Origin of the sequence: Actinobaculum sp. oral taxon 183 str. F0552 (assembly GCF_000466165.1) — a bacterium.
Classification (GTDB): Bacteria; Actinomycetota; Actinomycetes; order Actinomycetales; family Actinomycetaceae; genus Peptidiphaga.
Genome location: NZ_KE951472.1, coordinates 1 through 20,935, shown reverse-complemented (window position 1 = coordinate 20,935; position 20,935 = coordinate 1). Strand labels below are relative to the sequence as shown.

General features: G+C 63.5%; 27 protein-coding genes, 1 tRNA gene and 1 pseudogene. 17 read left to right on the top strand and 12 right to left on the bottom strand.

Annotation, left to right across the window (positions count from 1 at the left end):
• Positions 1 to 69 precede the first annotated feature (69 nt).
• Positions 70 to 606: a TetR/AcrR family transcriptional regulator gene (locus tag HMPREF0043_RS09015; RefSeq protein ID WP_021602743.1), complete on the top strand. Its 537-nt coding sequence runs from the start codon at positions 70 to 72 to the stop codon at positions 604 to 606.
• A gap of 23 nt (positions 607 to 629) precedes the next feature.
• Here the strand turns inward: HMPREF0043_RS09015 and HMPREF0043_RS09010 are convergent, their stop codons facing one another.
• Positions 630 to 1,253, bottom strand: coding sequence for a TetR/AcrR family transcriptional regulator (locus HMPREF0043_RS09010; RefSeq protein ID WP_232206111.1), 624 nt, complete (start codon positions 1,251 to 1,253; stop codon positions 630 to 632).
• Positions 1,254 to 1,322: 69 nt separating this feature from the next.
• On the opposite strand from HMPREF0043_RS09010, the gene HMPREF0043_RS09005 reads away from it, so the two are divergent.
• Entirely contained in the window at positions 1,323 to 2,519 is a 1,197-nt protein-coding gene (locus tag HMPREF0043_RS09005; protein ID WP_021602741.1) for an alpha-amylase family protein, read from the top strand.
• Positions 2,520 to 2,575: 56 nt separating this feature from the next.
• Here the strand turns inward: HMPREF0043_RS09005 and HMPREF0043_RS09000 are convergent, their stop codons facing one another.
• From HMPREF0043_RS09000 to dnaK, 4 genes are all read right to left on the bottom strand, one after another.
• Positions 2,576 to 3,070: a heat shock protein transcriptional repressor HspR gene (locus tag HMPREF0043_RS09000; protein ID WP_021602740.1), complete on the bottom strand. Its 495-nt coding sequence runs from the start codon at positions 3,068 to 3,070 to the stop codon at positions 2,576 to 2,578.
• A gap of 1 nt (position 3,071) precedes the next feature.
• Complete coding sequence (locus HMPREF0043_RS08995; RefSeq protein ID WP_021602739.1) at positions 3,072 to 4,058, bottom strand: DnaJ C-terminal domain-containing protein; 987 nt, start codon at positions 4,056 to 4,058, stop codon at positions 3,072 to 3,074.
• A gap of 64 nt (positions 4,059 to 4,122) precedes the next feature.
• The gene (locus HMPREF0043_RS11800; protein ID WP_021602738.1) at positions 4,123 to 4,839 is read right to left on the bottom strand and encodes a nucleotide exchange factor GrpE; all 717 of its coding nucleotides are present in this window, start codon (positions 4,837 to 4,839) and stop codon (positions 4,123 to 4,125) included.
• Complete coding sequence (gene dnaK, locus HMPREF0043_RS08985) at positions 4,836 to 6,698, bottom strand: molecular chaperone DnaK (protein WP_021602737.1); 1,863 nt, start codon at positions 6,696 to 6,698, stop codon at positions 4,836 to 4,838. Before dnaK ends, HMPREF0043_RS11800 begins: the two co-directional genes overlap by 4 nt.
• A gap of 357 nt (positions 6,699 to 7,055) precedes the next feature.
• Between dnaK and HMPREF0043_RS11220 the strand changes: the two genes are divergently transcribed.
• The 3 genes from HMPREF0043_RS11220 to HMPREF0043_RS08970 all read left to right on the top strand — a co-directional run bounded on the left by HMPREF0043_RS11220 (position 7,056) and on the right by HMPREF0043_RS08970 (position 9,300).
• Positions 7,056 to 7,934 carry a DUF6612 family protein gene (locus HMPREF0043_RS11220; protein WP_021602736.1) on the top strand — a complete coding sequence of 293 codons (879 nt, stop codon included), beginning with the start codon at positions 7,056 to 7,058 and terminating at the stop codon, positions 7,932 to 7,934.
• A 205-nt stretch (positions 7,935 to 8,139) separates the two neighbouring features.
• The gene (locus HMPREF0043_RS08975) at positions 8,140 to 8,916 is read left to right on the top strand and encodes a hypothetical protein (protein ID WP_021602735.1); all 777 of its coding nucleotides are present in this window, start codon (positions 8,140 to 8,142) and stop codon (positions 8,914 to 8,916) included.
• A gap of 45 nt (positions 8,917 to 8,961) precedes the next feature.
• On the top strand, positions 8,962 to 9,300 hold the full coding sequence (locus tag HMPREF0043_RS08970; protein ID WP_021602734.1) for a DUF2218 domain-containing protein: 339 nt from the start codon (positions 8,962 to 8,964) through the stop codon (positions 9,298 to 9,300).
• 61 nt (positions 9,301 to 9,361) lie between these two features.
• Here HMPREF0043_RS08970 and HMPREF0043_RS08965 read toward each other — a convergent pair whose 3' ends face one another.
• Positions 9,362 to 10,129 carry a DUF1684 domain-containing protein gene (locus HMPREF0043_RS08965; protein ID WP_021602733.1) on the bottom strand — a complete coding sequence of 256 codons (768 nt, stop codon included), beginning with the start codon at positions 10,127 to 10,129 and terminating at the stop codon, positions 9,362 to 9,364.
• A 378-nt stretch (positions 10,130 to 10,507) separates the two neighbouring features.
• Here HMPREF0043_RS08965 and HMPREF0043_RS08960 point away from each other — a divergent pair.
• Positions 10,508 to 10,580: transfer RNA gene (locus HMPREF0043_RS08960), tRNA-Arg, on the top strand.
• Here the strand turns inward: HMPREF0043_RS08960 and HMPREF0043_RS11975 are convergent.
• A complete protein-coding gene (locus HMPREF0043_RS11975; RefSeq protein WP_084432517.1) occupies positions 10,539 to 10,898 on the bottom strand; it encodes a helix-turn-helix domain-containing protein in 360 nt (119 codons plus the stop codon). The two genes, HMPREF0043_RS08960 and HMPREF0043_RS11975, sit on opposite strands and share 42 nt — an antisense overlap.
• 360 nt (positions 10,899 to 11,258) lie before the next feature.
• Here HMPREF0043_RS11975 and HMPREF0043_RS08955 point away from each other — a divergent pair, with 360 nt between their 5' ends.
• Genes HMPREF0043_RS08955 through HMPREF0043_RS08945 form a run of 3 tightly spaced genes read left to right on the top strand, consistent with a single transcriptional unit; the run spans position 11,259 to position 12,295 of the window.
• Entirely contained in the window at positions 11,259 to 11,444 is a 186-nt protein-coding gene (locus HMPREF0043_RS08955; RefSeq protein WP_040318244.1) for a hypothetical protein, read from the top strand.
• A 43-nt stretch (positions 11,445 to 11,487) separates the two neighbouring features.
• Positions 11,488 to 11,922 (top strand): methyltransferase domain-containing protein, encoded by a 435-nt coding sequence (locus tag HMPREF0043_RS08950; protein WP_198010321.1) that lies wholly within the window; start codon positions 11,488 to 11,490, stop codon positions 11,920 to 11,922.
• Positions 11,915 to 12,295 carry a hypothetical protein gene (locus HMPREF0043_RS08945; protein WP_156897570.1) on the top strand — a complete coding sequence of 127 codons (381 nt, stop codon included), beginning with the start codon at positions 11,915 to 11,917 and terminating at the stop codon, positions 12,293 to 12,295. Before HMPREF0043_RS08950 ends, HMPREF0043_RS08945 begins: the two co-directional genes overlap by 8 nt.
• Before the next feature lie 68 nt (positions 12,296 to 12,363).
• On the opposite strand, the gene HMPREF0043_RS08940 is transcribed toward HMPREF0043_RS08945, so the two are convergent.
• Positions 12,364 to 12,978 (bottom strand): GNAT family N-acetyltransferase, encoded by a 615-nt coding sequence (locus tag HMPREF0043_RS08940; RefSeq protein ID WP_084432499.1) that lies wholly within the window; start codon positions 12,976 to 12,978, stop codon positions 12,364 to 12,366.
• 17 nt (positions 12,979 to 12,995) lie between these two features.
• The gene (locus HMPREF0043_RS11215; RefSeq protein ID WP_156897569.1) at positions 12,996 to 13,553 is read right to left on the bottom strand and encodes a hypothetical protein; all 558 of its coding nucleotides are present in this window, start codon (positions 13,551 to 13,553) and stop codon (positions 12,996 to 12,998) included.
• A gap of 229 nt (positions 13,554 to 13,782) precedes the next feature.
• Between HMPREF0043_RS11215 and HMPREF0043_RS11565 the strand changes: the two genes are divergently transcribed.
• The gene (locus HMPREF0043_RS11565) at positions 13,783 to 14,436 is read left to right on the top strand and encodes a hypothetical protein (RefSeq protein ID WP_021602727.1); all 654 of its coding nucleotides are present in this window, start codon (positions 13,783 to 13,785) and stop codon (positions 14,434 to 14,436) included.
• A gap of 126 nt (positions 14,437 to 14,562) precedes the next feature.
• On the opposite strand, the gene HMPREF0043_RS11205 is transcribed toward HMPREF0043_RS11565, so the two are convergent.
• Positions 14,563 to 14,709 carry a hypothetical protein gene (locus HMPREF0043_RS11205; RefSeq protein ID WP_021602726.1) on the bottom strand — a complete coding sequence of 49 codons (147 nt, stop codon included), beginning with the start codon at positions 14,707 to 14,709 and terminating at the stop codon, positions 14,563 to 14,565.
• 249 nt (positions 14,710 to 14,958) lie between these two features.
• Here HMPREF0043_RS11205 and HMPREF0043_RS11970 point away from each other — a divergent pair, with 249 nt between their 5' ends.
• The 3 genes and pseudogenes from HMPREF0043_RS11970 to HMPREF0043_RS11795 all read left to right on the top strand — a co-directional run bounded on the left by HMPREF0043_RS11970 (position 14,959) and on the right by HMPREF0043_RS11795 (position 17,666).
• A complete protein-coding gene (locus tag HMPREF0043_RS11970) occupies positions 14,959 to 16,470 on the top strand; it encodes a helix-turn-helix domain-containing protein (RefSeq protein WP_156897567.1) in 1,512 nt (503 codons plus the stop codon).
• An 8-nt stretch (positions 16,471 to 16,478) separates the two neighbouring features.
• A pseudogene (locus HMPREF0043_RS11965) lies at positions 16,479 to 16,673 on the top strand (MarR family transcriptional regulator); the annotation flags it as partial.
• 333 nt (positions 16,674 to 17,006) lie between these two features.
• On the top strand, positions 17,007 to 17,666 hold the full coding sequence (locus HMPREF0043_RS11795; protein WP_232206110.1) for a hypothetical protein: 660 nt from the start codon (positions 17,007 to 17,009) through the stop codon (positions 17,664 to 17,666).
• Here the strand turns inward: HMPREF0043_RS11795 and HMPREF0043_RS08915 are convergent.
• Both HMPREF0043_RS08915 and HMPREF0043_RS08910 read right to left on the bottom strand, forming a co-directional pair.
• Complete coding sequence (locus HMPREF0043_RS08915) at positions 17,663 to 17,878, bottom strand: hypothetical protein (protein ID WP_021602722.1); 216 nt, start codon at positions 17,876 to 17,878, stop codon at positions 17,663 to 17,665. The genes HMPREF0043_RS11795 and HMPREF0043_RS08915 overlap by 4 nt on opposite strands.
• Before the next feature lie 4 nt (positions 17,879 to 17,882).
• The gene (locus HMPREF0043_RS08910; protein ID WP_021602721.1) at positions 17,883 to 18,176 is read right to left on the bottom strand and encodes a hypothetical protein; all 294 of its coding nucleotides are present in this window, start codon (positions 18,174 to 18,176) and stop codon (positions 17,883 to 17,885) included.
• 48 nt (positions 18,177 to 18,224) lie between these two features.
• Between HMPREF0043_RS08910 and HMPREF0043_RS10335 the strand changes: the two genes are divergently transcribed.
• The 4 genes from HMPREF0043_RS10335 to HMPREF0043_RS08890 form a co-directional block, all read left to right on the top strand.
• Entirely contained in the window at positions 18,225 to 18,815 is a 591-nt protein-coding gene (locus tag HMPREF0043_RS10335) for a DUF6668 family protein (protein WP_021602720.1), read from the top strand.
• A gap of 4 nt (positions 18,816 to 18,819) precedes the next feature.
• A complete protein-coding gene (locus tag HMPREF0043_RS08900) occupies positions 18,820 to 19,089 on the top strand; it encodes a hypothetical protein (RefSeq protein WP_021602719.1) in 270 nt (89 codons plus the stop codon).
• Between the two features lie 89 nt (positions 19,090 to 19,178).
• Entirely contained in the window at positions 19,179 to 19,838 is a 660-nt protein-coding gene (locus tag HMPREF0043_RS08895) for a hypothetical protein (protein WP_156897566.1), read from the top strand.
• Between the two features lie 27 nt (positions 19,839 to 19,865).
• The coding region (locus tag HMPREF0043_RS08890; RefSeq protein ID WP_021602717.1) for a hypothetical protein at positions 19,866 to 20,935 on the top strand (1,070 nt) is incomplete at its 3' end.

The window sequence follows — 20,935 nt, the reverse complement described above, 5'->3', positions numbered from 1 at the left end:
CCCACGCGCAATCGCCCTCACAGGGGGCGCCGCCCGGGGAACCCCGATACGCGAAGCCACATCGCGCATGTGGCTTCGCGCCTCTTTCTGCGCGACGGCTTCCACAGAACCTCCCTACGTGCGGTAGCCCGGGAGGCTGAAGTCGATCCGGCCCTCGTCCACCACTACTTCTCATCGAAGGAAAACCTCTTTTTCGCGTCCATGGAGATCGGCATCGACCCGGACAAGGTCTTCAAGCACGCCACGGAGCTGGGCACTTCGGCCCTCGGACGGCGGCTCGCGTCCCTCATCGTCAGAATCTGGGAATCCTCCACCGGCGAGGGCATCCTCAACTCGTTCCTCGACGCCCCTGGTACCATCCAGCTCTACGGAAGCGTCGTCGAACGGCAGATGGGGCGCGCTTTCGACCTCTTCTTCCCCGGACGTACGGCTGCCAAACTAGAGGCTCTGGCCCAAGTCCAGGCCATTGTCTCCGGGATGGTCCTGACTCGGTATGCACTCCGGCTGAAGGCCGCCACCTCCCTGAGCTCGGCTCAGGCGATTCGAATGTACGGGGATCTCATCCAGAGCGTCATCGATCGGACCGTCGAGGATCTGGAAGCCTAGAATCGCCTGGGGCACGGGAGCTGTCAACCGCCCCAATCGCCCAAAGCCCCCTCCAGAGCGCCGAGGGCGGCGTCGATGAGGAGATGCCGGTCGTCGGCGGGACAACCGGCCTCCACCCACGCCAAACAGGCCGCGTCGAGGAACCCGAAATAGCCCCGCACAGCGTATCCGTGCCGCTTCCATTCGCCGATTCCCAGGAGCTCCGAGAGTTCGCGAACGTAGGCTTTCCTGGCCCGTTCCCGGACGCCCAGAGCCTCGGGAGGCTCGTCTCCCCCGCGCAGAGGCACCGCCCATGCATCGGGGTGCCCCGCAATGTGATCGAGGTAGACGAGAAGCGACACCTTCACCCGCTCTCGTGCGCCAACCTGGCCGAGATCGGCGATCGCCCGGCGCTGGGCCCGGGCCAGGACGCCGATGGTCTCCCGTACCACGGCGGCGTACAGTTCGGCCTTCGAACCGAAGTAGTGGAAGACCAGCGCCTGGGAGGTCTGAGCCCTTTCGGCTATGCCGGCCATCGTGGCACTCGCGTAGTTCGTTTGCGCGAACTCCTCGCCCGCGGCCCCGAGAATCACCTGGCGCCGATCCTCGGCGCTCATCCGGCGCCGCTGCGGAATCCGCTTGCGCTTGCGGCGACTCTCAGGGTTCATACTTCCCATCCTAACCCCTATTGAGTTAAACTCAATAGCGCTGTTGATACTGACTCAATAGGAGGATCCGTGTCTCTTCTCGACGACGCCATCTGGTGGCACGTCTACCCCCTCGGCGCCCTCGGCGCCCCGATCCACGAGCGGAACGGGAGCGAAAGCAGCCACCGTCTCAGAAGATTGGACGCCTGGCTCGACTACGCGATCGAACTGGGGTGCTCAGGGCTTCTACTCGGCCCCATCTTCGACTCCGTCTCCCACGGGTACGACACGCTCGATCACTTCGCCATCGATCCCCGCCTGGGCGACGCGGACGATTTCGACCGTCTCGTGGCCGAATGCCGCGCGCGCGGCCTGAACATCCTGCTCGACGGAGTCTTCAACCACGTGGCGGCGAGTCACCCCGACGCCGCCAGGCTCTCCCGCCGCGGCGAGGACGGCGCCATCCGCTCATGGGAAGGGCACGGCGGCCTCACGGCCCTCGACCACTCCAACTCCGAGGTGGCCGACCTGGTAGCCGAAGTCATGCTCCACTGGTTGCGCAGAGGCATCGCAGGGTGGCGGCTCGACGTCGCCTACGAGGTGCCTCCGGAATTCTGGCGGGAGGTCACCGGGCGGGTGCGCCGTGAATTCCCCGGAGTCCTCTTCCTAGGCGAGATGATCCACGGGGACTACTCCGGCTTCGTCGAGGCCAGCGGCCTGGACACCGTCACTCAATACGAGCTGTGGAAGGGCACGTGGAGTTCGATCAAGGACCGCAATTTCTGGGAGCTCGCCTGGGCGCTCGACCGGCACGCCGGGATGTGCCGAGGTTTCGTGCCGCAGACGTTCATCGGGAATCACGACGTCACCCGGATCGCGAGCGAAGTGGGCGACGACGGCGCCGTCCTGGCCGCCACGGCCCTCTTCACGCTGCCCGGCATGCCCTCCGTCTACTACGGCGACGAACAGGCTTTCCAGGGCCGGAAACTCGAAGGCCTGCACGCCGACGACGAGCTGCGCCCGCCGTTGCCGGCTTCCCCGGCGGAGCTGTCTCCCGCGGGCGAATGGATGTATCGGATCTATCAGCGGCTCATCGGCCTGCGACGCCGCAATCCGTGGTTGTCGAAGGGCCGTCTGAAAGTGATCGCCAAGGAAAACGCGTGGATCGAGTACAGGGTGAGCGGCGACGCTCCGGATCAGGACCTGCGCGTCAGGCTCGCACTCGAACCACAGTGCTCGTCCACGGTCATGTGCGGCGGTGAGACGGCCTTCCACTGGGAGAGATGACGCGGACGGCCGGGGGCGGAGGCGCTTTCGGCCGGTCGTCGAACGGCGACTTCCGCTCAGCGCGGCCGCCACACGACGATCGCCGATTTCGCCTCGCTCTGCCGCTCGAACCACTCGGCTTCCTCGTCCGCCAGCTCCGTCTCTTCAGACGTCGGACGAGACCGCAGTTCGTCTCTCGTCATAACCAGGACAGTTCCGTCAGCCCTGGCGGCGAAGACCCGCTCGTCCAACAGGCGCTGACGCTCAGCTGCCTCCCTGGCGGCGGCGAGCTGCCTCGACAGGCTGTCCACTTGTTCGCGCAACCTCGCGTTCTCGTCTTGGAGCTCGATGATCTGGGCGATGCCCGCGAGATTGATCCCCTCCCGCTGCGACAGCCGCTGGATCTCCAGAAGCCTGTCGACGTCGTCCAGGGAATACCTGCGGCCTCCCCCACGGGTCCGGCGAGCGCGAACGAGCCCCAGACGGTCATACTGCCTGACCGTCTGGGGGTGCATCCCGGACAGCTGTGCGGCCACCGAAACGGTGAGAACCGCCGCGTCTCGCCCTGGCATGTCAGTTTCTCGCCATCTTCGCGAACTCGCCGCGCGGGTCGGCGTCGCTGGTCGCCGAAGCGAAGAGTTCGACGGCGCGCTTGGCTTCGTCCGACAGCCTCTTCGGCACGGCCACTTTGAGGCGTACGTACATATCGCCCGTGCCGACGCCCTTGCCGCGTATCCGCAGAAGCTTCCCCGTTGAGGATCCCTCGGGGACCTTCACCTTCACGGTCTTGCCGTCGAGCGTGGGAACCTCGATCGTGGCGCCCAGGGAGGCTTCGGGGAAGGAGACCGGGACATCGGCGTACACGTCCTTGCCGCGAAGTTCGTAGACGGGATGCTTCTCGACGTTGACCGTGACGATGATATCGCCGTCGGGACCGCCGTTGAGGCCTTCGCCGCCCTTGCCGGGGATGCGGATTTTCTGCCCGTCCGTCACTCCGGCCGGGATCTTCGCCGTGACCGACTTCCCGCGCGCCGTCGTCACTTTGACGGTCGTGCCCGACGCCGCCTTACGCAGCGGAATCGAGATGCCGGCCGTCAGGTCCTCGCCACGGACGGCTCTGCGGGAGGAGCCGAAGCCGCCGAACCGACCGCTTCGCCCGCCTCCGGAACCGAACATTCCCAGAATGTCCTCGAAACCGCCGGACGAGCCTGCGCGGAATCCCGAGCCTTCCGAACCGGAGAACTGAGTTCCGCCGAACATCGAGGCGAACATGTCCTCGAACTCCGCGGAGGATCCGCTGCCTGCGGTGAACCGTGGCCCGCCCGCTCCGAAGGCGCGAATCGCGTCGTATTCCTTGCGGTCGGCCTCGTTGGACAGCACCTGGTAGGCCTCGCCGACCTCCTTGAAACGATCCTCCGCCGCTTTGTCGCCCGGATTGCGATCGGGGTGGTATTGGCGCGCAAGCTTGCGATAGGCCTTCTTGATCTCCTCGTCCGTAGCCTCCTTGGAGACTCCGAGCGCCTTGTAGAAATCCTTCTCCATCCAGTCCTGGCTAGCCATCGCGCCTCACCTCCCCGTTCCTGTGCATCTGCATCTCATCCCTGTCCGTTCGTCTACGCATGCGCTACTCGGGGGAGACGACTCCGACGCGCGCCGCTCGGACGATCTTCTCGCCGATCCGGTACCCCGGCTGGATGAGAGTGCCGATCTGCTCCGTCTGAACGTCCGCGGACGAAGAGTGCATGAGCGCCTCGTGGACCTGGGGGTCGAAGTCGTCCCCTTCGGCGCCGTAACGCTCGACGCCGAAGGCCGACCGCAGGGTCTGCTCCACCTTGTCGAGGATCGCTCCGACGGGTCCCGTCAGGTCGCCGTGCTGACGCGCCAGCTCGGCGTCGTCAAGCACGGGGAGGAGGGCGGTGATCACGGAGACGACTCCCTCTTCCCGGCGCGCCGCGCCCTCCGCTTTGGAGCGGCGCACGAAGTTTCCGTATTCCTGCTCGACGTTGTAAAGGTCGGCGGTGCGCCGGGCAAGCTGATCCTCCAGTGAGGCGATGGACGCCATCGCCTCACTGAGCGGATCAGACGAATCGCCCGCATCCGCCTTCCGGACGCCGGCGGCGGATCGCTCCGGATCCCCGCCTTCTCCGGTTTCGTTCTTCACTGTTCGGTCCTTCGAAGCGGCGGCGTCTTCCGCCTGCCCAGCGGCAGCCTCGGTCGCGTCGACGTCCGGGGCATCCGCCTCACCGGCTGCGTGGGCATCGCCGACCGAGGCGGTCGACGCCGCGTCGACCCCGACCGCCTCTTCCTCGGGGACCTCGGGATGCGCCTGAGGATCCGTCACTTGTTCTCCTTGTTCTCCTCGTCGTCGACGATCTCGGCGTCCACGACGTCTTCTGAAGCGCCGCTCGCGGATGACGTCTGAGCGGTTCCGGTCTGACCGGAGGCGTAGAGGGCCTTGCCGATCTCCTGTGACTTCTCGCTGAGTTCGTCAAGGGCCTTTTTGACGGCTTCGACGTCTTCGCCCTTGAGGGCTTCGGTCACCTTGTCCGCGGCTTCCTTGACGGTGGTCGAAACGGAGTCGGGGAGTTTGTCCTTGTTCTCCTTGAGGAGCTGCTCGACGGAGTAGACGGTCTGCTCGGCCTGGTTGCGGACTTCGGCCTCCTCACGGCGCTTGGTGTCCTCGGCGGCGTGCTCCTCGGCCTCCTTGACCATGCGGTCGATCTCCTCCTTGGGAAGGGCCGAACCGCCGGTGATGGTCATGGACTGCTCCTTGCCCGTCGCCTTGTCGCGCGCGGAGACGTGGACGATGCCGTTGGCGTCGATGTCGAACGTGACCTCGATCTGCGGCACGCCGCGAGGGGCCGGGGCGATACCGGTCAGGTCGAAGGTTCCCAGCGGCTTATTGTCGCGGGTGAACTCGCGCTCGCCCTGGAACACCTGGATCGTCACAGACGGCTGGTTGTCCGTCGCGGTCGAGAAGGTCTCGCTCCGCTTGGTCGGGATGGCCGTGTTGCGCTCGATGAGCTTGGTCATGATCCCGCCGGTCCCGCCCAGGCTCGTCTCGATGCCGAGGGAGAGCGGCGTGACGTCGATGAGCAGCACGTCGGATCGATCGCCGGAGATGACGCCCGCCTGCAGAGCCGCGCCGATGGCCACGACTTCGTCGGGATTGACGCCCTTGTTGGGCTCGCGGCCGCCCGTCAGGTCCTTGACGACGTTCGTCACCGCGGGCATGCGGGTCGAACCGCCGACGAGCACAACGTGGTCGATGTCTGAGACCTTGATGCCCGAATCGCGGACGACGTTGTGGAAGGGGGCCTTCGTGCGCTCGAGGAGGTCCTTGGCCATCTCCTCGAACTTCGCTCGGGTCAGCGTCTCGTCGACGTGGATCGGGCCCGAGTCCGACATGGAGATGTACGGGAGGGAGATGTTCGTCGACGTCGTCGAGGACAGCTCCTTCTTGGCTTTCTCAGCGGCTTCCTTCAGGCGCTGGAGGGCGATCTTGTCCTTCGAGAGGTCGACGCCGGACGAGGCCTTGACCTGCTCGACGAGCCAGTTGACGATGCGCTCGTCCCAGTCGTCGCCTCCGAGTTTGTTGTCGCCGGAGGTGGCGCGCACCTGGATGGTCGAGAAGCCGTCGTCGTCCTTGCCCACCTCCAAGAGGGAGACGTCGAAAGTGCCGCCGCCCAGGTCGAAGACGAGGATGAGCTCGTCCTCCTTGCCCTTCTCCAGGCCGTAGGCGAGAGCCGCGGCTGTCGGCTCGTTGACGATGCGCTGCACGTTGAGGCCCGCGATGGTGCCCGCGTCTTTAGTCGCCTGACGCTGAGCGTCATTGAAGTAAGCGGGGACGGTGATAACCGCCTCCGTGACGGGTTCGCCGAGGTAGGCTTCCGCGTCCTTCTTCAGTTTCTGAAGGATGAAGGCCGAGATCTGCTGCGCGGTGTACTTCGTTCCGTCGATATCGACGGTCCAGTCGGTCCCCATGTGCCGCTTGACGGAGGAGACGGTCCGGTCGACGTTCGTGACGGCCTGCCGTTTGGCGACTTCGCCGACCAGGACTTCTCCGTTCTTGGAGAAGCCGACCACGGAGGGCGTCGTCCGTGCCCCTTCCGCGTTGGCGATGACGGTCGGCTCCCCGCCCTCCAGGACGGAAACGCAAGAGTTCGTGGTGCCGAGGTCGATGCCTACTGCACGTGCCATAGAGTGTTTCTCCTTTTCACTTCTTCAGGTAGCCCTGCTGGGCGCTACCTCAAGTTCGCTCGCCGTCGGATCTTACATCCGCTCGACTCCGCTTTCCTTGAGTCCAACAAGCTCAACTCTCGACGGGGTGGCTCTATTCCCACGACCTTTCCCCAGCCGCGTGACCTCGTTCACTTCACGAGGGCGCTTACCATACGCGAGACACCCTGTCGACCCAGGAGCCTTTGAAGAACTCCCCCGCCGGAATGCGGGGTCCACACGGGCGAAAGGTTGGGCAGGTGGGAGGCGAGCACGTACAATGCGAAAGAGGGTGTCCGCCTGTCGACATCGCTTTACGCAACATTCCAAGGAGAAATCATGTCTCGCAAAATAGCAGCCGCCTTGGCGGTTGTAACCGCTCTCTCCCTCTCCGGATGCAAGAGTGATGATTCCAAGAGCGATTCACCATTTAAGGGAAGCGACTCCGATCGATCCCAGATCATCGACAAGGCCGTCAAGGCGAACAAGGACAAGCCGATTCCATCCTCCGACGCGAAGATCGATGGTGAGGTCAAGCTTAAGATCAAAGAGCCGAGCAATTCGTACAGCATCGACATCGACGGCAAGGTCAAGGCCGAATACGATGCCGATTCAGGTGACGCCTCCGCCTCTTTCAAGGGCAAGATCAAAGTACCCGGCAAAGGTTTCACCAATGACAAAATGGACCTCCAGGGCTATGCCCACAAGGCCGGAAGCGTCTATGATCTCTACGGGTCGATGAACGGAATGTGGGTCAAGACCACCACACCGTCGAAGAATATCGATTCGGCTCTGAACAAAGTGAGGAATTCGAATCCTTCGGCGATCCCAAGCATCAATCCTTCAAATTACGCCAATAATGACTACGCGGACGTGAAAATCAGTGAAAAAGGCGACAACTATGTCATCAAAGTCACACCAAAAGACAAAGTTATTGATCGACTGATCACCGATGCGCAACGTTCCAAAGTCAATATTGATAAAAAGAGCATCAAAGCAAGCCTCGAATTCGAAGTGGATAAGAAATCTTATGCACTCAACTCATTGGACTTGCAGGTCGAGGGGAAGACTACCGACGGTAGTGCTTCCGTAGACGGCAGTTTGAAACTCAAGATTGACCGTAAAGCAAACGTCACAATCAAGTTGCCAGACGTCGCGAAGAACGCACAGCCGCTCTCGGGCTCCCGCTCAACGTTCAGTCCGTCACCCGTCGGTTGATGCCAACCGACTGACAGTGGGGCCGGCCCCGGGGCCGGCCCCACTTCGTAGCTTGACTCCTTCCCGAGCTCAGTCCGCCGCTCGATGGCTGCCGCTGAACGGGGCACTTTTGCGATCAGACCTGGGTCACAGGCGAATACCCCACAGAAAGGCTCCTTCGTGGTGTAGATTTAATCATCCAATCTTGAGGTCTCGAGGAGGATCCATGAACCGGATGAAAATCGCGGCAGCCGTCGCCTCAGTCGCGCTACTCGTCTCTGGGTGTACGTATGGACGCGACGACGCCTCCAAAGAAACCGCTCTGGAAATCGTCGACGGAGTGGACAATCCTCTGTCGACCGGCGGCAACGCGCTTCCGAGCAAAGATTTCACCATGAAGGCCGAGATGGTCATTCGCTCTCAGAAAACTTCCGAGCCCACTCGAGGCCGTATGGAGATCTCCTACGACGCCGAAACATCGACGCTGAAGGCGACTTCCAGTTCTCCAGACGAGAATTCCACTATTTACTTGGTCAAGAATGACAACAATTACAACGCTTATGAGAATATAGACGGCCTGTGGTCGAAGGAGACTCTGAACAAGACGACTTTTGACAACGCTCTCACCGGTGCGACTGCGGGACTTTCCGATCTGCACCAGCTCATTGAGGATTCGGACGATGTCGACGTCGAAGTCACGGACGACTACTACATTCTGTCCGCGGAGCCTCCGGCTGGCACGTTGACGTCTATGACAAAGCAATTCGATGACAATGGCGCCGAGGAGGAAGCTGAAGACGCCGAAAAAGGGCAAATAGAGTTCGCTATTGCTAAAAACAGTAAAAAACTTACAGCCATGAAAGTGAAGATCAAGGGCTCGAAAGATAAAACTTACGGCAATTATTCTCTAACTTATGATATTAAAATCAGTGATGATGCTAATGTGAGTTTGAAAGTTCCAGACGAAGCTAAAAACGCCCCCACACAGGGAGTTCTCGAATAGTTGAAGAGCTGAAAAGAGCAATAGACGCCGTCCAGGAGGTTCATCATGGAATCCGTTGCCACCGTGACCACATCTCGGGCCGCCAGATACGGCAAGCAGCTCGCCGCCCACATGGGGCGCAGGATATCCGCTTCCTGGGACGGCGAGTCGGGAAGCTTAGAGTTCTCCGACTCCTGCGCCGTCGGCCTTCACGCCTCCGATGAAGCGCTGACGATGTCGCTCAAGTGCCCTTCTGATGAGATCGGACACTTCGAATCCGTGATCGGCAGGCATCTGGCGCGTTTCGGAGCCAGGGAAGCGTTGACTGTGTGCTGGATCCGCGACGACGGTTCGGAGGGGACGACTCAGGGCCCGTTCACCCCGGAGAGCAAACCCGCCGGCTAGGCATCGAAGGTCTTCGCGGGCTGGCCGGCAACTCCTCTCAATCGTCTGCGGGCATGTCGCGCTACGGCCTGCGTTCCCCCGCTCGCACCGGCGCCTCTATCACGTTGCCAGCCGGCGGTTGAGGGCAGGTCCCGAAAGGCGTGAAAGCCGCAGGGAAATTGAGCGCCCGGTTGAAGTCGATGGTCACGGCAGCTTCGCCGGCGGCGGGAGCGGGAAAGCTGACAGACCGCCAATCCGCCGTCTCTACTCCATTGGTTCCGTCGTGGAACACGGCTGTGAGCTCGCCATCACCGCCTTGGACCGCCAAGCGGGACGAGACGCCCGCGTAAGTGAAGGACACGTCGCCTATGAGATGCGTCGTTCCAGACACCGCCGGATTGGCCGTCGATATGGCGACGTCTCGGGGGCGACTGTAGGGCGTGAACTCACCAGCGACGACGGCCTGGGGATCGTAGTCATAGGTCGGCACGCCGGTGAAGGCCGTCAAGGTCGGCGCCTGTGAGTCACGCACCCTGACCAGGTAACCGGCGCCACGGCGAGCGACTTCCGCGACCTTCGTTCCAGATGATAGCGACATGTCCGAACCGTTCGGAAAGGTGAAGGTCACCTCCCCCGCGAGGGCCTCGCCGTGCCGGAACACTGAATCTCCGGAGGAGAACGCCGCGCGGACGGTGCCGTCGACAACATGCCAAAGGCCTGGAAAATCCGGCAGATTCGCCGGTTCAGGGGTGATCCACGTAAGGGAGACGAGGCTCAGCCACCCGTGTTCGTCAGCTAGGGTCGAGTTGCGGCGATTGCGCCATTCATTCCAGGATTCTTCCGCGGTCATACGGGTATTGTAGGCACCCTCATCGCGAACGCGCCCGCGTGCCGCGAACACCGCCGCCGCATGTGCGTCCAATGAGATCGATTGAGCGAATGCGCCGCCTTCTACTCCGCCATCGCCCGGAGCGGATGGGTGCCGTCGGCCGGAGGGGACGAAGTGAAGAGACGAGGCTCCCAGTGCGGAAAGACGAGACACGGTCGTGACGCGGCGACACCAGTGTTCAAGCCGAGACCCCTGGCGCGAAAAGACGAAACTCCGCCGAAGCGGACTGACGGATCAGCTCATAAGATCAATGCCCCGCTGTGATTGGCGCCACTCTCGTCGGTTTGGTCCTATCACCGAGGCGGATGTAAAATTTTCGACGTCCCGAATTCGAGGCACGCGCTCGTAGCTCAATGGATAGAGCATCTGACTACGGATCAGAAGGTTGGGGGTTCGAATCCCTTCGAGCGCGCCGAGGCTCCGCACTGGTCGAGACGACTCCCGGTGCGGAGTTTTCGCCGCCCCGCCTGCGCCTCTCCCACTCGACGAGAATCTCCGGCAGCAGGTCAGTGAGGCTGACGTCCAAAAACGCCGCCACACGGACTAAATCCGTCGAGGTCCAGCCTGTCTGACCGCTGAGGCGGCGCGACACGCCGGCCGGCTTCGTCCCCAAGACTTCGGCCAGTTGTTTTTGAGTGACACGCCGACGAAACTGCCATAGACGAACCCGCTCTCCGATGACGGCATCGGGGGAATCGGCTTCTCTCGGCTCAATTTCTGGAATCGCCATGATCTTATGATCGCTCAAAAGTACAAAAATCGCAAATCACGTCCTTGCATTTCAAGTTTTTAGCTGGCATGCTGAAAGTATGGAGTTACGAAATTTGCACAAAACATCTGATAATCGGATCGATGATCTTCTGTCGGTGGATGAGGCGGTGGCTCTTTTGCCCGGGAAGATGGGGGTCAGCCGCACGACTCTCATACGGTGGGCAAGGAAGGGTTGGGTCCCCTCCGTTCAGCCTGTTCCCCACAGTCGCCGGTTTTTCCGGCGGGATGACATTCTGCGACTGCTTGAGCCGCGGGGTGACACCGGCGGCGAAAGTTCTGCGAGTGCGGATAGGCCGTTGCCGGGGTTGGAGGAGTCGTGATGGATGGCCATGGGGTGTGGGTTGATATTCGCGCGTCGATGCATATGGCGCGTGATGAATTGAACGGCCTGCGGTCCGAGCAGGGGCCGGAAGATGTCGGGGATGATATGGATGAGTTGGCGGACCTGCTTGATCAGGCTATCCGTCTGGCTTACCAGATTTCACCTCCGGCAGGGCGGGTGTGAGATGTCGGCTGTGGTTCTCGATCCGACGTGCGGGGCTCGGTCGATGTGGTTCGATAAAACGGATTCCCGCGCCGTGTTCACCGACCGGCGCCGGGAGGTCATCACTTTATGCGATGGCAGGGTTGTCCAGGTCGCTCCCGAAATCACTGCTGACTTCACCGACCTTCCTTTCCCCGACGAGTCTTTCCGTCTCGTGGTTTTCGATCCGCCTCATCTGGTCAACTGCGGGAAACGGGGATGGCTGGCGCAAAAGTACGGACGGCTAGTCGCTTCGTGGGAAGACGAGATCCAGGCGGGATTCGAGGAGTGCTTCCGGGTCTTACGGCCCGAGGGCGTGCTGATCTTCAAATGGTCCGAGGTCCAGATTCCCTTGTTTCGCGTCCTGGCCTTAACCGATCAGCGCCCGCTGTTCGGTCACACGGGCACTGCCCCCACTACTTATTGGATGACTTTCATGAAAGAGAGCAAACATGACTGATACAGGATTATTGGCCCTTGATCTCGTGCCGCTGGGTACGGGCGATCGTCTGGAGGCGGCTGCGCGGGCGGGGTTTGAGGCGGTGGCGCCGTGGTATGACTTCCCTACTGGTTTTGATCGGGCGCCTGAGCCGGTCAAAGACGCTTATCGGGCAATCGCCCGAGCAGTCTTGAGGATCGGCCTGCCGGCGGAACTAGCCAGTACAGCGGGGGTGTCGTATGCGTCGGTCGGCGTCTATCTGGCGCTGCTGGCCTGCCCGGACGGCGTGGCCGACCCCGCCCAGCTGGCCGGCCGGGGTCTGACCGCCGCCCAGACTGCCGATGCCGTCGACGAGCTGGTAGCCCGAGGCCTGGTTGAGCGGAGGCAGGCATGATGGGTGCCGTGGCGAGTGGTGATCCGACGGCCACTGGGTGTGCTGATTGGGTGTGGGGGTGCGTCCGGTCAGGGAATCGGTGGTGCCTGACTGATGGTCAGGGAAGGCTTGCTTGTTTGTCGGAGTTGGTAGATCGACCAGGTGGCGTTTCCTATGATTGGCAGGGCGATTCGGGTCTTGCAGTTCTCGAATTGCATGATGAGCGTGATATTCGGTTCAAAGACGAGGTAACCCGCGCGTGTGTTGAGGCGGCGCGACGGATCGGTGACTGGGACGGAGATGACGGCTTGCGCGCCGTGTGTTTCTGCCCAGCGGGTCAGGGCGAGTTTGAGGTCCAGGCCCAGGCCTTGCCTGCGGGATTTGGGGTGGATGGCGATGCCATGGATCATTGCCACGTCCGTGAGGATCTGCTTGGACTCTTGGTAGGCCGCGGGATTGGATCGCAGGACGTTCCGGGCGTCTTCAATGTCTGGTCCGATGAAACCGGCGCCTATAAGGCGGCGATTCTGCCATACGCCAAAGATCTCGGGGTGGAGACCGTTTTTGTGCGGGATTGGCCAGGGCGGGAAGGGCACAGTCAATGGCTCGGGGAGTTCTTCGGACAGCAGGCCGACGGCTGCGTCACGTTCTTGCTGCGTCGTTACTGGCCGGATTCTGGTTCGTCTCGGCGTCCAGGACCACATGTCTCATTGTCTCAGAATCATCCGGCGGTGCCGGGCTTGCCAGGCCGGGCTGTGGGTTTTCTCAGGCTCGGTGGGCGCCGGAGCTGTGATGCGTGGAAAGGAGCGGGGTCGTGAGTACGGGATCGATCGGGCCGAGACCGGGCGCCGGTGGTCGGTGGAGCCTGTGGGAGGAGTTCGGGGAGTTCCCGGTTGATTCTTATACTCTGTGTTGGTGTGACGATGATCGTCCTGTTGTTGATCCGGTCACGGGCTGGCACATCGTCTATTGCAGGTTCTACCTGGTCTGGCAGACGGTCCAGGATGTCGTCCCCGGCACGGCCGGCCACGCCGGCTGGTTGGCCAACGACTTCGATGCGCATGTCAGCTTCACCGTGGAAGACGACCATATCCACCTCCATGTCGAAAACAGTGAGAGTCTGCCGGCGTGGGGCATCGCCGGGGTCAACCTGGCTGACATCTCCCGGATCGGCGATACCCCCGCATTCCATGGGTTTGATACGTTCCGTTGCGGATTGCTTGGCCCAATCCGTGCCACTGATGAGCGTATGAGTGCCAGGGATCTGCGCATATTCCATTGTTCTTCCTTTCAAGCCGGTGAGCTTTGTGTGTGGTTTGGGAGGAGGCGGCACCGGGCATGGTGTCGTGACCGGCCGGATCAGGCATGTTCGGCCGGCGGGTGTCAGGCCATTGGTGGTGGTCTGGCTAGGGTGGGCGCGAGGCGGAATACTCGCGTCCGCCCACACCCTACGCGTCGCATACGGGATATGAGACGTGTTTCACGTTCGCACGGGGGCGGAAAGGAGAATGAGCATGAGTCACGTGGCTCAGGGGCCTGTTGAAAGGGCGGTGGGTGATGAGTGGGCGGGGTGGTCTGTCCAGGATCGGGCTCGGCTTGATGTGCTCGGGGCGGTCTGGCGGCGTCGGGAGGTCCTCGAGGAGGAGTTCGGGGAGTTCCCGGCCAGCTGCCACGTCTTGTATGGGCTTGACGGGGATTGTCCCGTTGTTGATCCGGTCACGGGATGGCGTATTGCCTGGTGCGGGTTTTTCCTGGTCTGGCAGGCGCCGCGGCGCAAGACCCGGCCCGGAGACTGGGTCGGCGAGGATGCCTTGGATCTAGACGAGCACGTCGGCTTCGCCCTGGAAGACGACCAGATCCACCTGCAGGCGGCCGGGGAGGTGCCGGCGTGGGGCATCACCGGATTCCATCTCCGTCTCCAGGCCGGCCGTCACGACCCGTCCGGGCAGGTCGAGCTCGAGCTTTCTCACGGGCAGGTGGCCCGCGTCCTGGGCCTGCTCTGGCCGGCCGTCACCGCCCGCGCCGGCCAGACCGGTTGGCTGGGTGTGGAGGCGACGACCTCCTACCCTGCTGACCCGGCCAGCCGCGCCAGGATCGATTTCACTTGTCCTCGGATCATTAGCCCGGTGGCGGCCCGCACCAGTCGATGGGGCAAACCATGACGACAAGGCGCCGCCGGCGGCGCGAGCCGGATTGCTACTGCCACACCTGCGCTCGGTGGTTCCATCATTTGGGTATTGCTTCGCATCGTGCTTTGGCTCATCGTGAGCTTGGCAGGGATTGCACGATCACTTATTCCACGGGTGCGATTCGCACGCATCGTTACAGCGGTAGGGGTCGGTCATGAGCGCCGCGAGGCCGGCGCCGTCCGTTTCGGCCCGGTATTCGCCGGCCAGGCAGGTCGCCACGGCCAGGGCGGAGACCAGCGGCGTCACACTAGCGGTGTCGGGGTGCCAGCCGTGTAGAAGTTTATTTTTCGTTTCATATTCGTTCTGATTTTAAGGAGTAGTTAATGTTCACTGGGAATGATTCTCTCGGTCCGCTTCGCCGGCTACGGTCGGCCTCCCCTCCTGGTGGAGTGCGAAGTCGTGTGCCGATCGGTCGCTTAGTGACCGGGTTCGTGCTTGTTATGGTGACGATGATGTGTGCTGTGGTTCTCATGGTGAGTTTGCTTACTTTATGGTATGTCATACCTGTTTATGCGCGTTCTTTTTTCGTCACTGTGCTTGCCTTGTGGTGGGTGTTTCCCAGGTTGGTCAGGTGGACTCGTGTCGAGTGGGCGGTCATCCGCGGCCGCGGCCCGGTCCAGGCCGGGTCCGTCCGGTCCCGGTCGGCCGTTCGGGCTGAGCGCGGCGGCGATGATCGTGGTGAGGGGGCGGGATCGTGACTGCGCGCGTCGTCGATCCGGTCCGGCGCGGCGAGTTCGGGCTGCGTCGTGCCGTGCCTGCCTCCGGCTCGAGCGGGGTGTGCGGTGTGCGGGGCCGGTCCGCACGGTGCCCTCGGTCTCGACATGCGGGGGTGCTGGGGTGTGGGGGTATCGGGCGATGAGTGTGAGGGCGATGACGTGGGTGTGGGGGTTGGAGGAGCTTCCACAGAAGGAGACGCTGGTGTTACTGGCGCTGGCGGATCAGGCGAATGACGAGGGGCTGTGCTGGCCGAGGTTGGATACTTTGGCGCCTAAGTCACGGATGTCGGTTCGTTCGGTCAAGCGGGCGGTGGCTTTCCTGCGTCGGGCGGGTCTGGTGGAGACAACGATCCGGTCCAGTCAGGAGGGGCGACGGGGCAACGTCTACCGGTTGATGGTCGGGGCGGAGTACTGCCCGTCAGATCTGCAAAGGGCCAATCTGGCCCCTTGCGGGGAGCCTGTGGATAACTCTCCTGTGGAAAACCCGGATATGCCGCGTCAGGACTGCAAAGGGCCAATCTGGCCCTTAGCGGGTGAGGAGTCGCAAGGGGCCAAGGGTGGCCCCCTGCTAGGGGCCACCCTTGGCCCCTTGCTTCCTTATAGGGATTTTGAACCATCAATAGAACCACCAACCAACCAGGCCGGGTCGGACCCGCCGCCCGGCCCGGGTGGTGTGGATGGTGATCCTGCCCCAGCCTCGCCTCCCGGTTCGGGCCGCCGCCCGGCCCAAACCGGGACGCGCGGGAGGCGCTCGGCGTCCTCGGGGTCCTTGTCAGGCGCCGCGGATTGGGGGTTGCTGGGGGCGTGTCTGCCGAGGCCGATGCGGGCGCTGTTGACCGAGCGGGCCGCGGCGCGGGTGACGGGCTTGTTGGGCCGGGCCCAGGCCGCGGGGTGGACGCGGGCTGAGATCCATCGCGTCTTGAACGGCAATCCCCTACCGGATCAACTCGTCAACGGGGCTGGGCTGGTCATTCATCGGGTCGGGGAGATCGCCTCGACGCCAGCGCCGGCGTCACGGCGGTCATGGCCAGCCCCGACGCCGAGCGGCCCGCCTGTCAGCGGTGACAGTGGTCCGCCGTTGAGCCAGGAGGATCTGGCCGTGGTGAGGGGGCGGATTCAGCGGAATCCGTGTCTGCCGAAGAGGCTGCGCGCCTCGATGCTGGCCCGCCTGGAGCAGCCCGGTTCTGCCGCAGCGCCTGACAAGGACCCCGAGGACGCCGAGTGCGGGGGTCGTGAGGAGGCTCCGTCCTCGCCTGGTGTGGACTGGGCTGGTGGGGAGCGTGCGTCGTGACGGCGAGGATGGGCGCCTATGTGCTGGGCCAGGTCCGGGATGTGCAGGCCGCGGCTGATTTGCTGGTGTTGGCGTTGTTGGCCACGCATGCCGATCCGGCGGGCGAGGTGGTCATGACGTGGGACGAGCTAGCGGGTCGAGCTCACGTCTCGCATACGACGTTGTCACGGGTGCTGACTCGCCTGGAGGAGGCCGGGTTCCTGCGCCGGTCGCGGTGGTCGTTCGGCCGTCAGCGGGGAGCAACCCGGTATCGACTGGATCCTGGCCTCCTTCCCCCACCCGAGGATGATCGGGATCACACACGTTTCGATTTGGAAGTTTCAAATCGGCACTCCCCTGCCATGTGCGTGAATCGCGTCACTAACCCTGCTGGAGTGGTGTCGATGGAGGATTGCCTGTCGGCGGAAGGCGGGCGCCGGTTGATCCGGGCAGCGTCGTCGGAGGGGTGGTCGGGTCCGTCGAGTGAGTTGTTGGGGCGTGTGGCGGAGTTCGAGGCGCGGGCCCGGTTGGGATGGATCGCGCGGCGGCGCCGGGCGATGGGGTTTGAGGAAGCAATCGCTGATATTGCGGGACATGTGTGGGAGGTGGTGCGTGAGTGTGCGGATAAAATCGTGGCTGCAGACAATCCGTGGGGGTTTGTGACGTCGATCGTGATGAAGCGGGTTGCTCGCGCTGATCAGGGTGTGGGTGTCGAGCTGGCGGTCGAGGAGGTCGGGGATGCGGCGGTTTCGTTGGATTATGAGCATGGGGTGGGGACTGTGTTGCTTGAGGAGTTGTTGTCGGCGTCGTGGTGCGGGCCGCATCAGGTGTTTGTCCATCGTCTTGTGGATTATGGGATTCCTCAGGGTTTGGCGTGGAGGGGGACACGGCGCATGGTGGAGATCGCCGCGACGTGCGGGGATCGGGAGCGGATCACTCGGGCGCGGGCTGACGAGGAGGTGGCGTGCATGGGGATCTCGCCGGTGGCGGCGGGGGCGTGGATGTCATTGATCGTGGGGAGTCGGAGGGGTGGTCCGGGCTCGTCGTTCATCTTGCGTGTGGCGGCTGGCGGGAGCGGGGTCACCGAGGATGAGGATCGTCGGTTCACGCTGTTGGCCAGGGAGGTGGTCGCGTCGCCGGCGCGGGCGAGGTCAGGCTCCTTTGGCGGCGTGGGCTCAGAGACAGCGACAAACCGCGGGCGGGCTGGGAGGGGTTAGGCTTCTTGCCATTTGGATAGGGCGGCTGTGGCGGTCAGCTCGGCTTTCCATAGGCGGGCGCCGGCGGGTGCGTTTTGTCTGGCGTCGTGGGCGTCGTCGTAGTCGAAGAAGAGGGTCTGGCCGGCGGCTGGGGTGGCGAAGGGTGGCAGGCCGTCGGTTGTGAGGATCCAGACGGGGGTGGTGGTGACGTCGACGTCGCGGGGCAGGGACATGGTGTCACCGGCGCTTTCTGCGCGTGCGGGGGTGGGTGGCGCCGTCGGGGTCGATGGCGATGGTCCAGGAGCCGTCCTGGTCAGTGACGGTGACAGTGATCGGGCGGTCGAGGTGGCGTGCCCAGGCGGCGATGTGGTGCTGGACCGCGGCGCGGTCGGCGTCGAGGTCGGTGGTGGGGAGCGTGCGGGTTAGTCCGGCCAGGGTGATCGTGACGATGTCGTCGGCGATGACGGCGGCGCCGGTCGGCCATGCGTCCATGACTATCTCCTTGTGGTGGGATGCACGTTCGTCTGGCATGTGCGTGGGGTCGGGCACATGTCCGGGTGAGGAAAGGAGGGCTGCGGCATGGATGTCGAGGCGGCGAATCCGTGGCTGTCTGCGTGCCAGACGCCCGCCGAGGCGGCCGAGGCAGCCGGGTCGGATGTGGCAGTTCCGGTGTGGGGTTTTGATCCGGGGATTCCGGTGGCTGGGACGGGCTATCTCCCCGTGGTCGCGTCGCCGGCGCGCGCGGGGGTGTGTCTGGTGGGCGCGCATGGCGGTGCGGGGTGCAGCACGTTGGCGCGGCTGTCCGGGCTCGAAGACGGGGAGCGGGCGTGGCCGGCGTCGTCGGGGAGGGCGAACGCGGTGGTGATCGTGGCGCGTACGCACGCGCATGGTTTGGAGGCGGCGCGGGACGCGGCGATGCGCTATTACGCCGGGCAGATCGGGGGTGTGGCGTTGATGGGGTTGGTGCTGGTGGCTGATGCTCCTGGTCGCCGTCTGCCTGGGGTGCTGGCGTCGGCGGCCGATCTGGTGGCGGGTGCCTATCCGGCGTGCTGGCGCGTGGGGTGGGTGGAACGCCTCAGGGATGGGACGCATCGGTGTGGTGAGAGGCTTCCCGCGCGAACCGCGCGGGTGATCGAGGAGCTGGCCGGGCTCTCTACGGAAAGGAAATAGAGCGATGTTCAACTTGGTGACTTCTGTGATCGCGGCGCCGCCGCCGGTCAAGCCGGTGCCGCCTCCCGGGGCTGACAAGATCAGCCAGTTGATTAACTGGGCGGCGTGGATCGTCACTGCGTTGGGCGTGGTGGGGATCATCCTGGTGGGCGCCTATCTGATGTTCCGCAATGACCGTGGTGAGGGATCGAACGCGACGACGAAGCTCGGATCGGTTTTGGGCGGGCTCATCCTGGTCTCGGCGGCGTCGGCGATCGTGGGGTTGCTGGTATGAGGCGGCGTGAGAGCGAGAATGAGACCCGTGTACGCGGCGGGGACGATGAGTCCGTTTGGACGGGGCGTCTGGCGATCGGCGCGGGGCTCTTGTTCGTCCTGATCGCGGCGGGCGTGGCGATCTCGGTGATGACCTGGCGGGATGGTCGGACCACCAAACCGGGGCACCAAGCGGCGGTGACGGCCTCGAGCAGGAGTGCCTATACGTCGCTGTGCGGGGTGTCGGCTCGTGACTTTGACAAGCCCACCGCGGATTTTCCCGCGCATGCGAGGGTGTTGGGGTCGGGGGCGCGGATCGCCGAGTTGGGCGGGGTCGGTCCGTGTCGCGTGGCGGGCGATATCCCGAGGGGTTACGTGTTCTCGCCGAAGGGGGCGACGTTGGCCGCTCTCAATTACGTCTCGCTGCTGTCCAGGGGCGGTGGGCGCTTGGCCGAGGTGATGGCGGCTTTGCAGGTGCCGGGACCGGGGACGGATGTCATGGTGGCCGATGCCCGACGTCGTCCGCCAGCTGCGGAGCGGCAGGCGACGGTGAAGGGGTTCAAAGTCGTCACGACGGCCAGCGCAGGCGAGGTCCGCGTCGCCGTGGCGGTGGAGTTCCCGTCGAATCCCGAGGCGCTGGTGGCGTGGTCGGTGACGGTGAGGTGGCGTGACCACGATTGGAAGGTTGAGCCGATGGACACCGAAACTGGGTGGGAGATGAGCCCGGTGAAGAATCTGACTCGTGAGGGTTTCACCTCGTGGGGTTTTTAGCAGAGCGAAAGAAGTAGGAGTAGGGGTATGCCGTCGTTTTCGGAGTGTGGGATCAGTCCTGTCTGCTGGGCGAAGGGTTGGTTGGCCGGCGGGGTGAAAGCCGTCGCGGAGTCGGTTGTGGACATGGTCGCTTCCGCGATCGCCACAGCGACGGAGAGCGTGTTGAGTTTCATGGCCAAGGCGTTGGTGTCGATGGGCGGCGCGAATGTCGGCGCCTCCCCGTCCGTGTCGTGGCTGCAGAGCAATCTGCACTGGTTGACCTCGATCCTGGCGCTGGTCTCGGTCCTGGCCGCCGGAGGGATGATGATCTGGCATCAGAGGGGCTCGCCGGTCAGGGACCTCGCCCGGTCGCTGGCCACGCTGGTCGTCGTCTCGGCCGCCGGGGTCACAGCCATCAATCTGGCTACCACGGCTGCCGACCAGTTCTCGTCCTGGCTGCTGAGCCGGTCGGACGGGATGGAGACGTTGGCGGGCAACATGACCCTCTTCTTGGCCGCGGCCGGCGGTCTGGGCGCCTTCCTAATCATCATTCTGGGGCTTTTCTCCATCGTCGGCGGCCTCATCCAGGTGGGTCTTCTCATAGTCAGAACGATCTTTCTGCAGTTGATGGCAGGGGTCTTCCCTTTGTCGGCGTCGGCGACGAACACCGACTGGGGACGGCAATGGTTCCAGAAATCGGTCTCTTGGATCGTCGCTTTCGTCGCCTACAAGCCGACGGTGGCGATCATATTCTCATTCGGACTGCGGATGCTTAAAACGTCCGGCGTCGATGTGAAGACACTCAATGAGAAGATCAAGGATATCTGCAATGTGGATAACCCGACATCGGATGACTATGCGAAGTGTATTGAAAAGCATCCGAAGGAATTCAGTCATTTGAAGTCTGATCTGATGGAGAATCTCACGGGATTTCTTCAGGGGCTCATTTTCCTTTTGCTGTCGGTTCTCGCCTTGTCGGCCATCATGAAGTTCATCGTCCCCGCGGTGGGTGCCCTGTCGTCGGGCAGCGGTGGGGCGTTGATGGGCGCGGCGGGCGCTGCCGGGGGGATGGCGATCGCCGGCGGGTCGCAGCGGGCCTCTCGTGGCGGGTCCGGCGC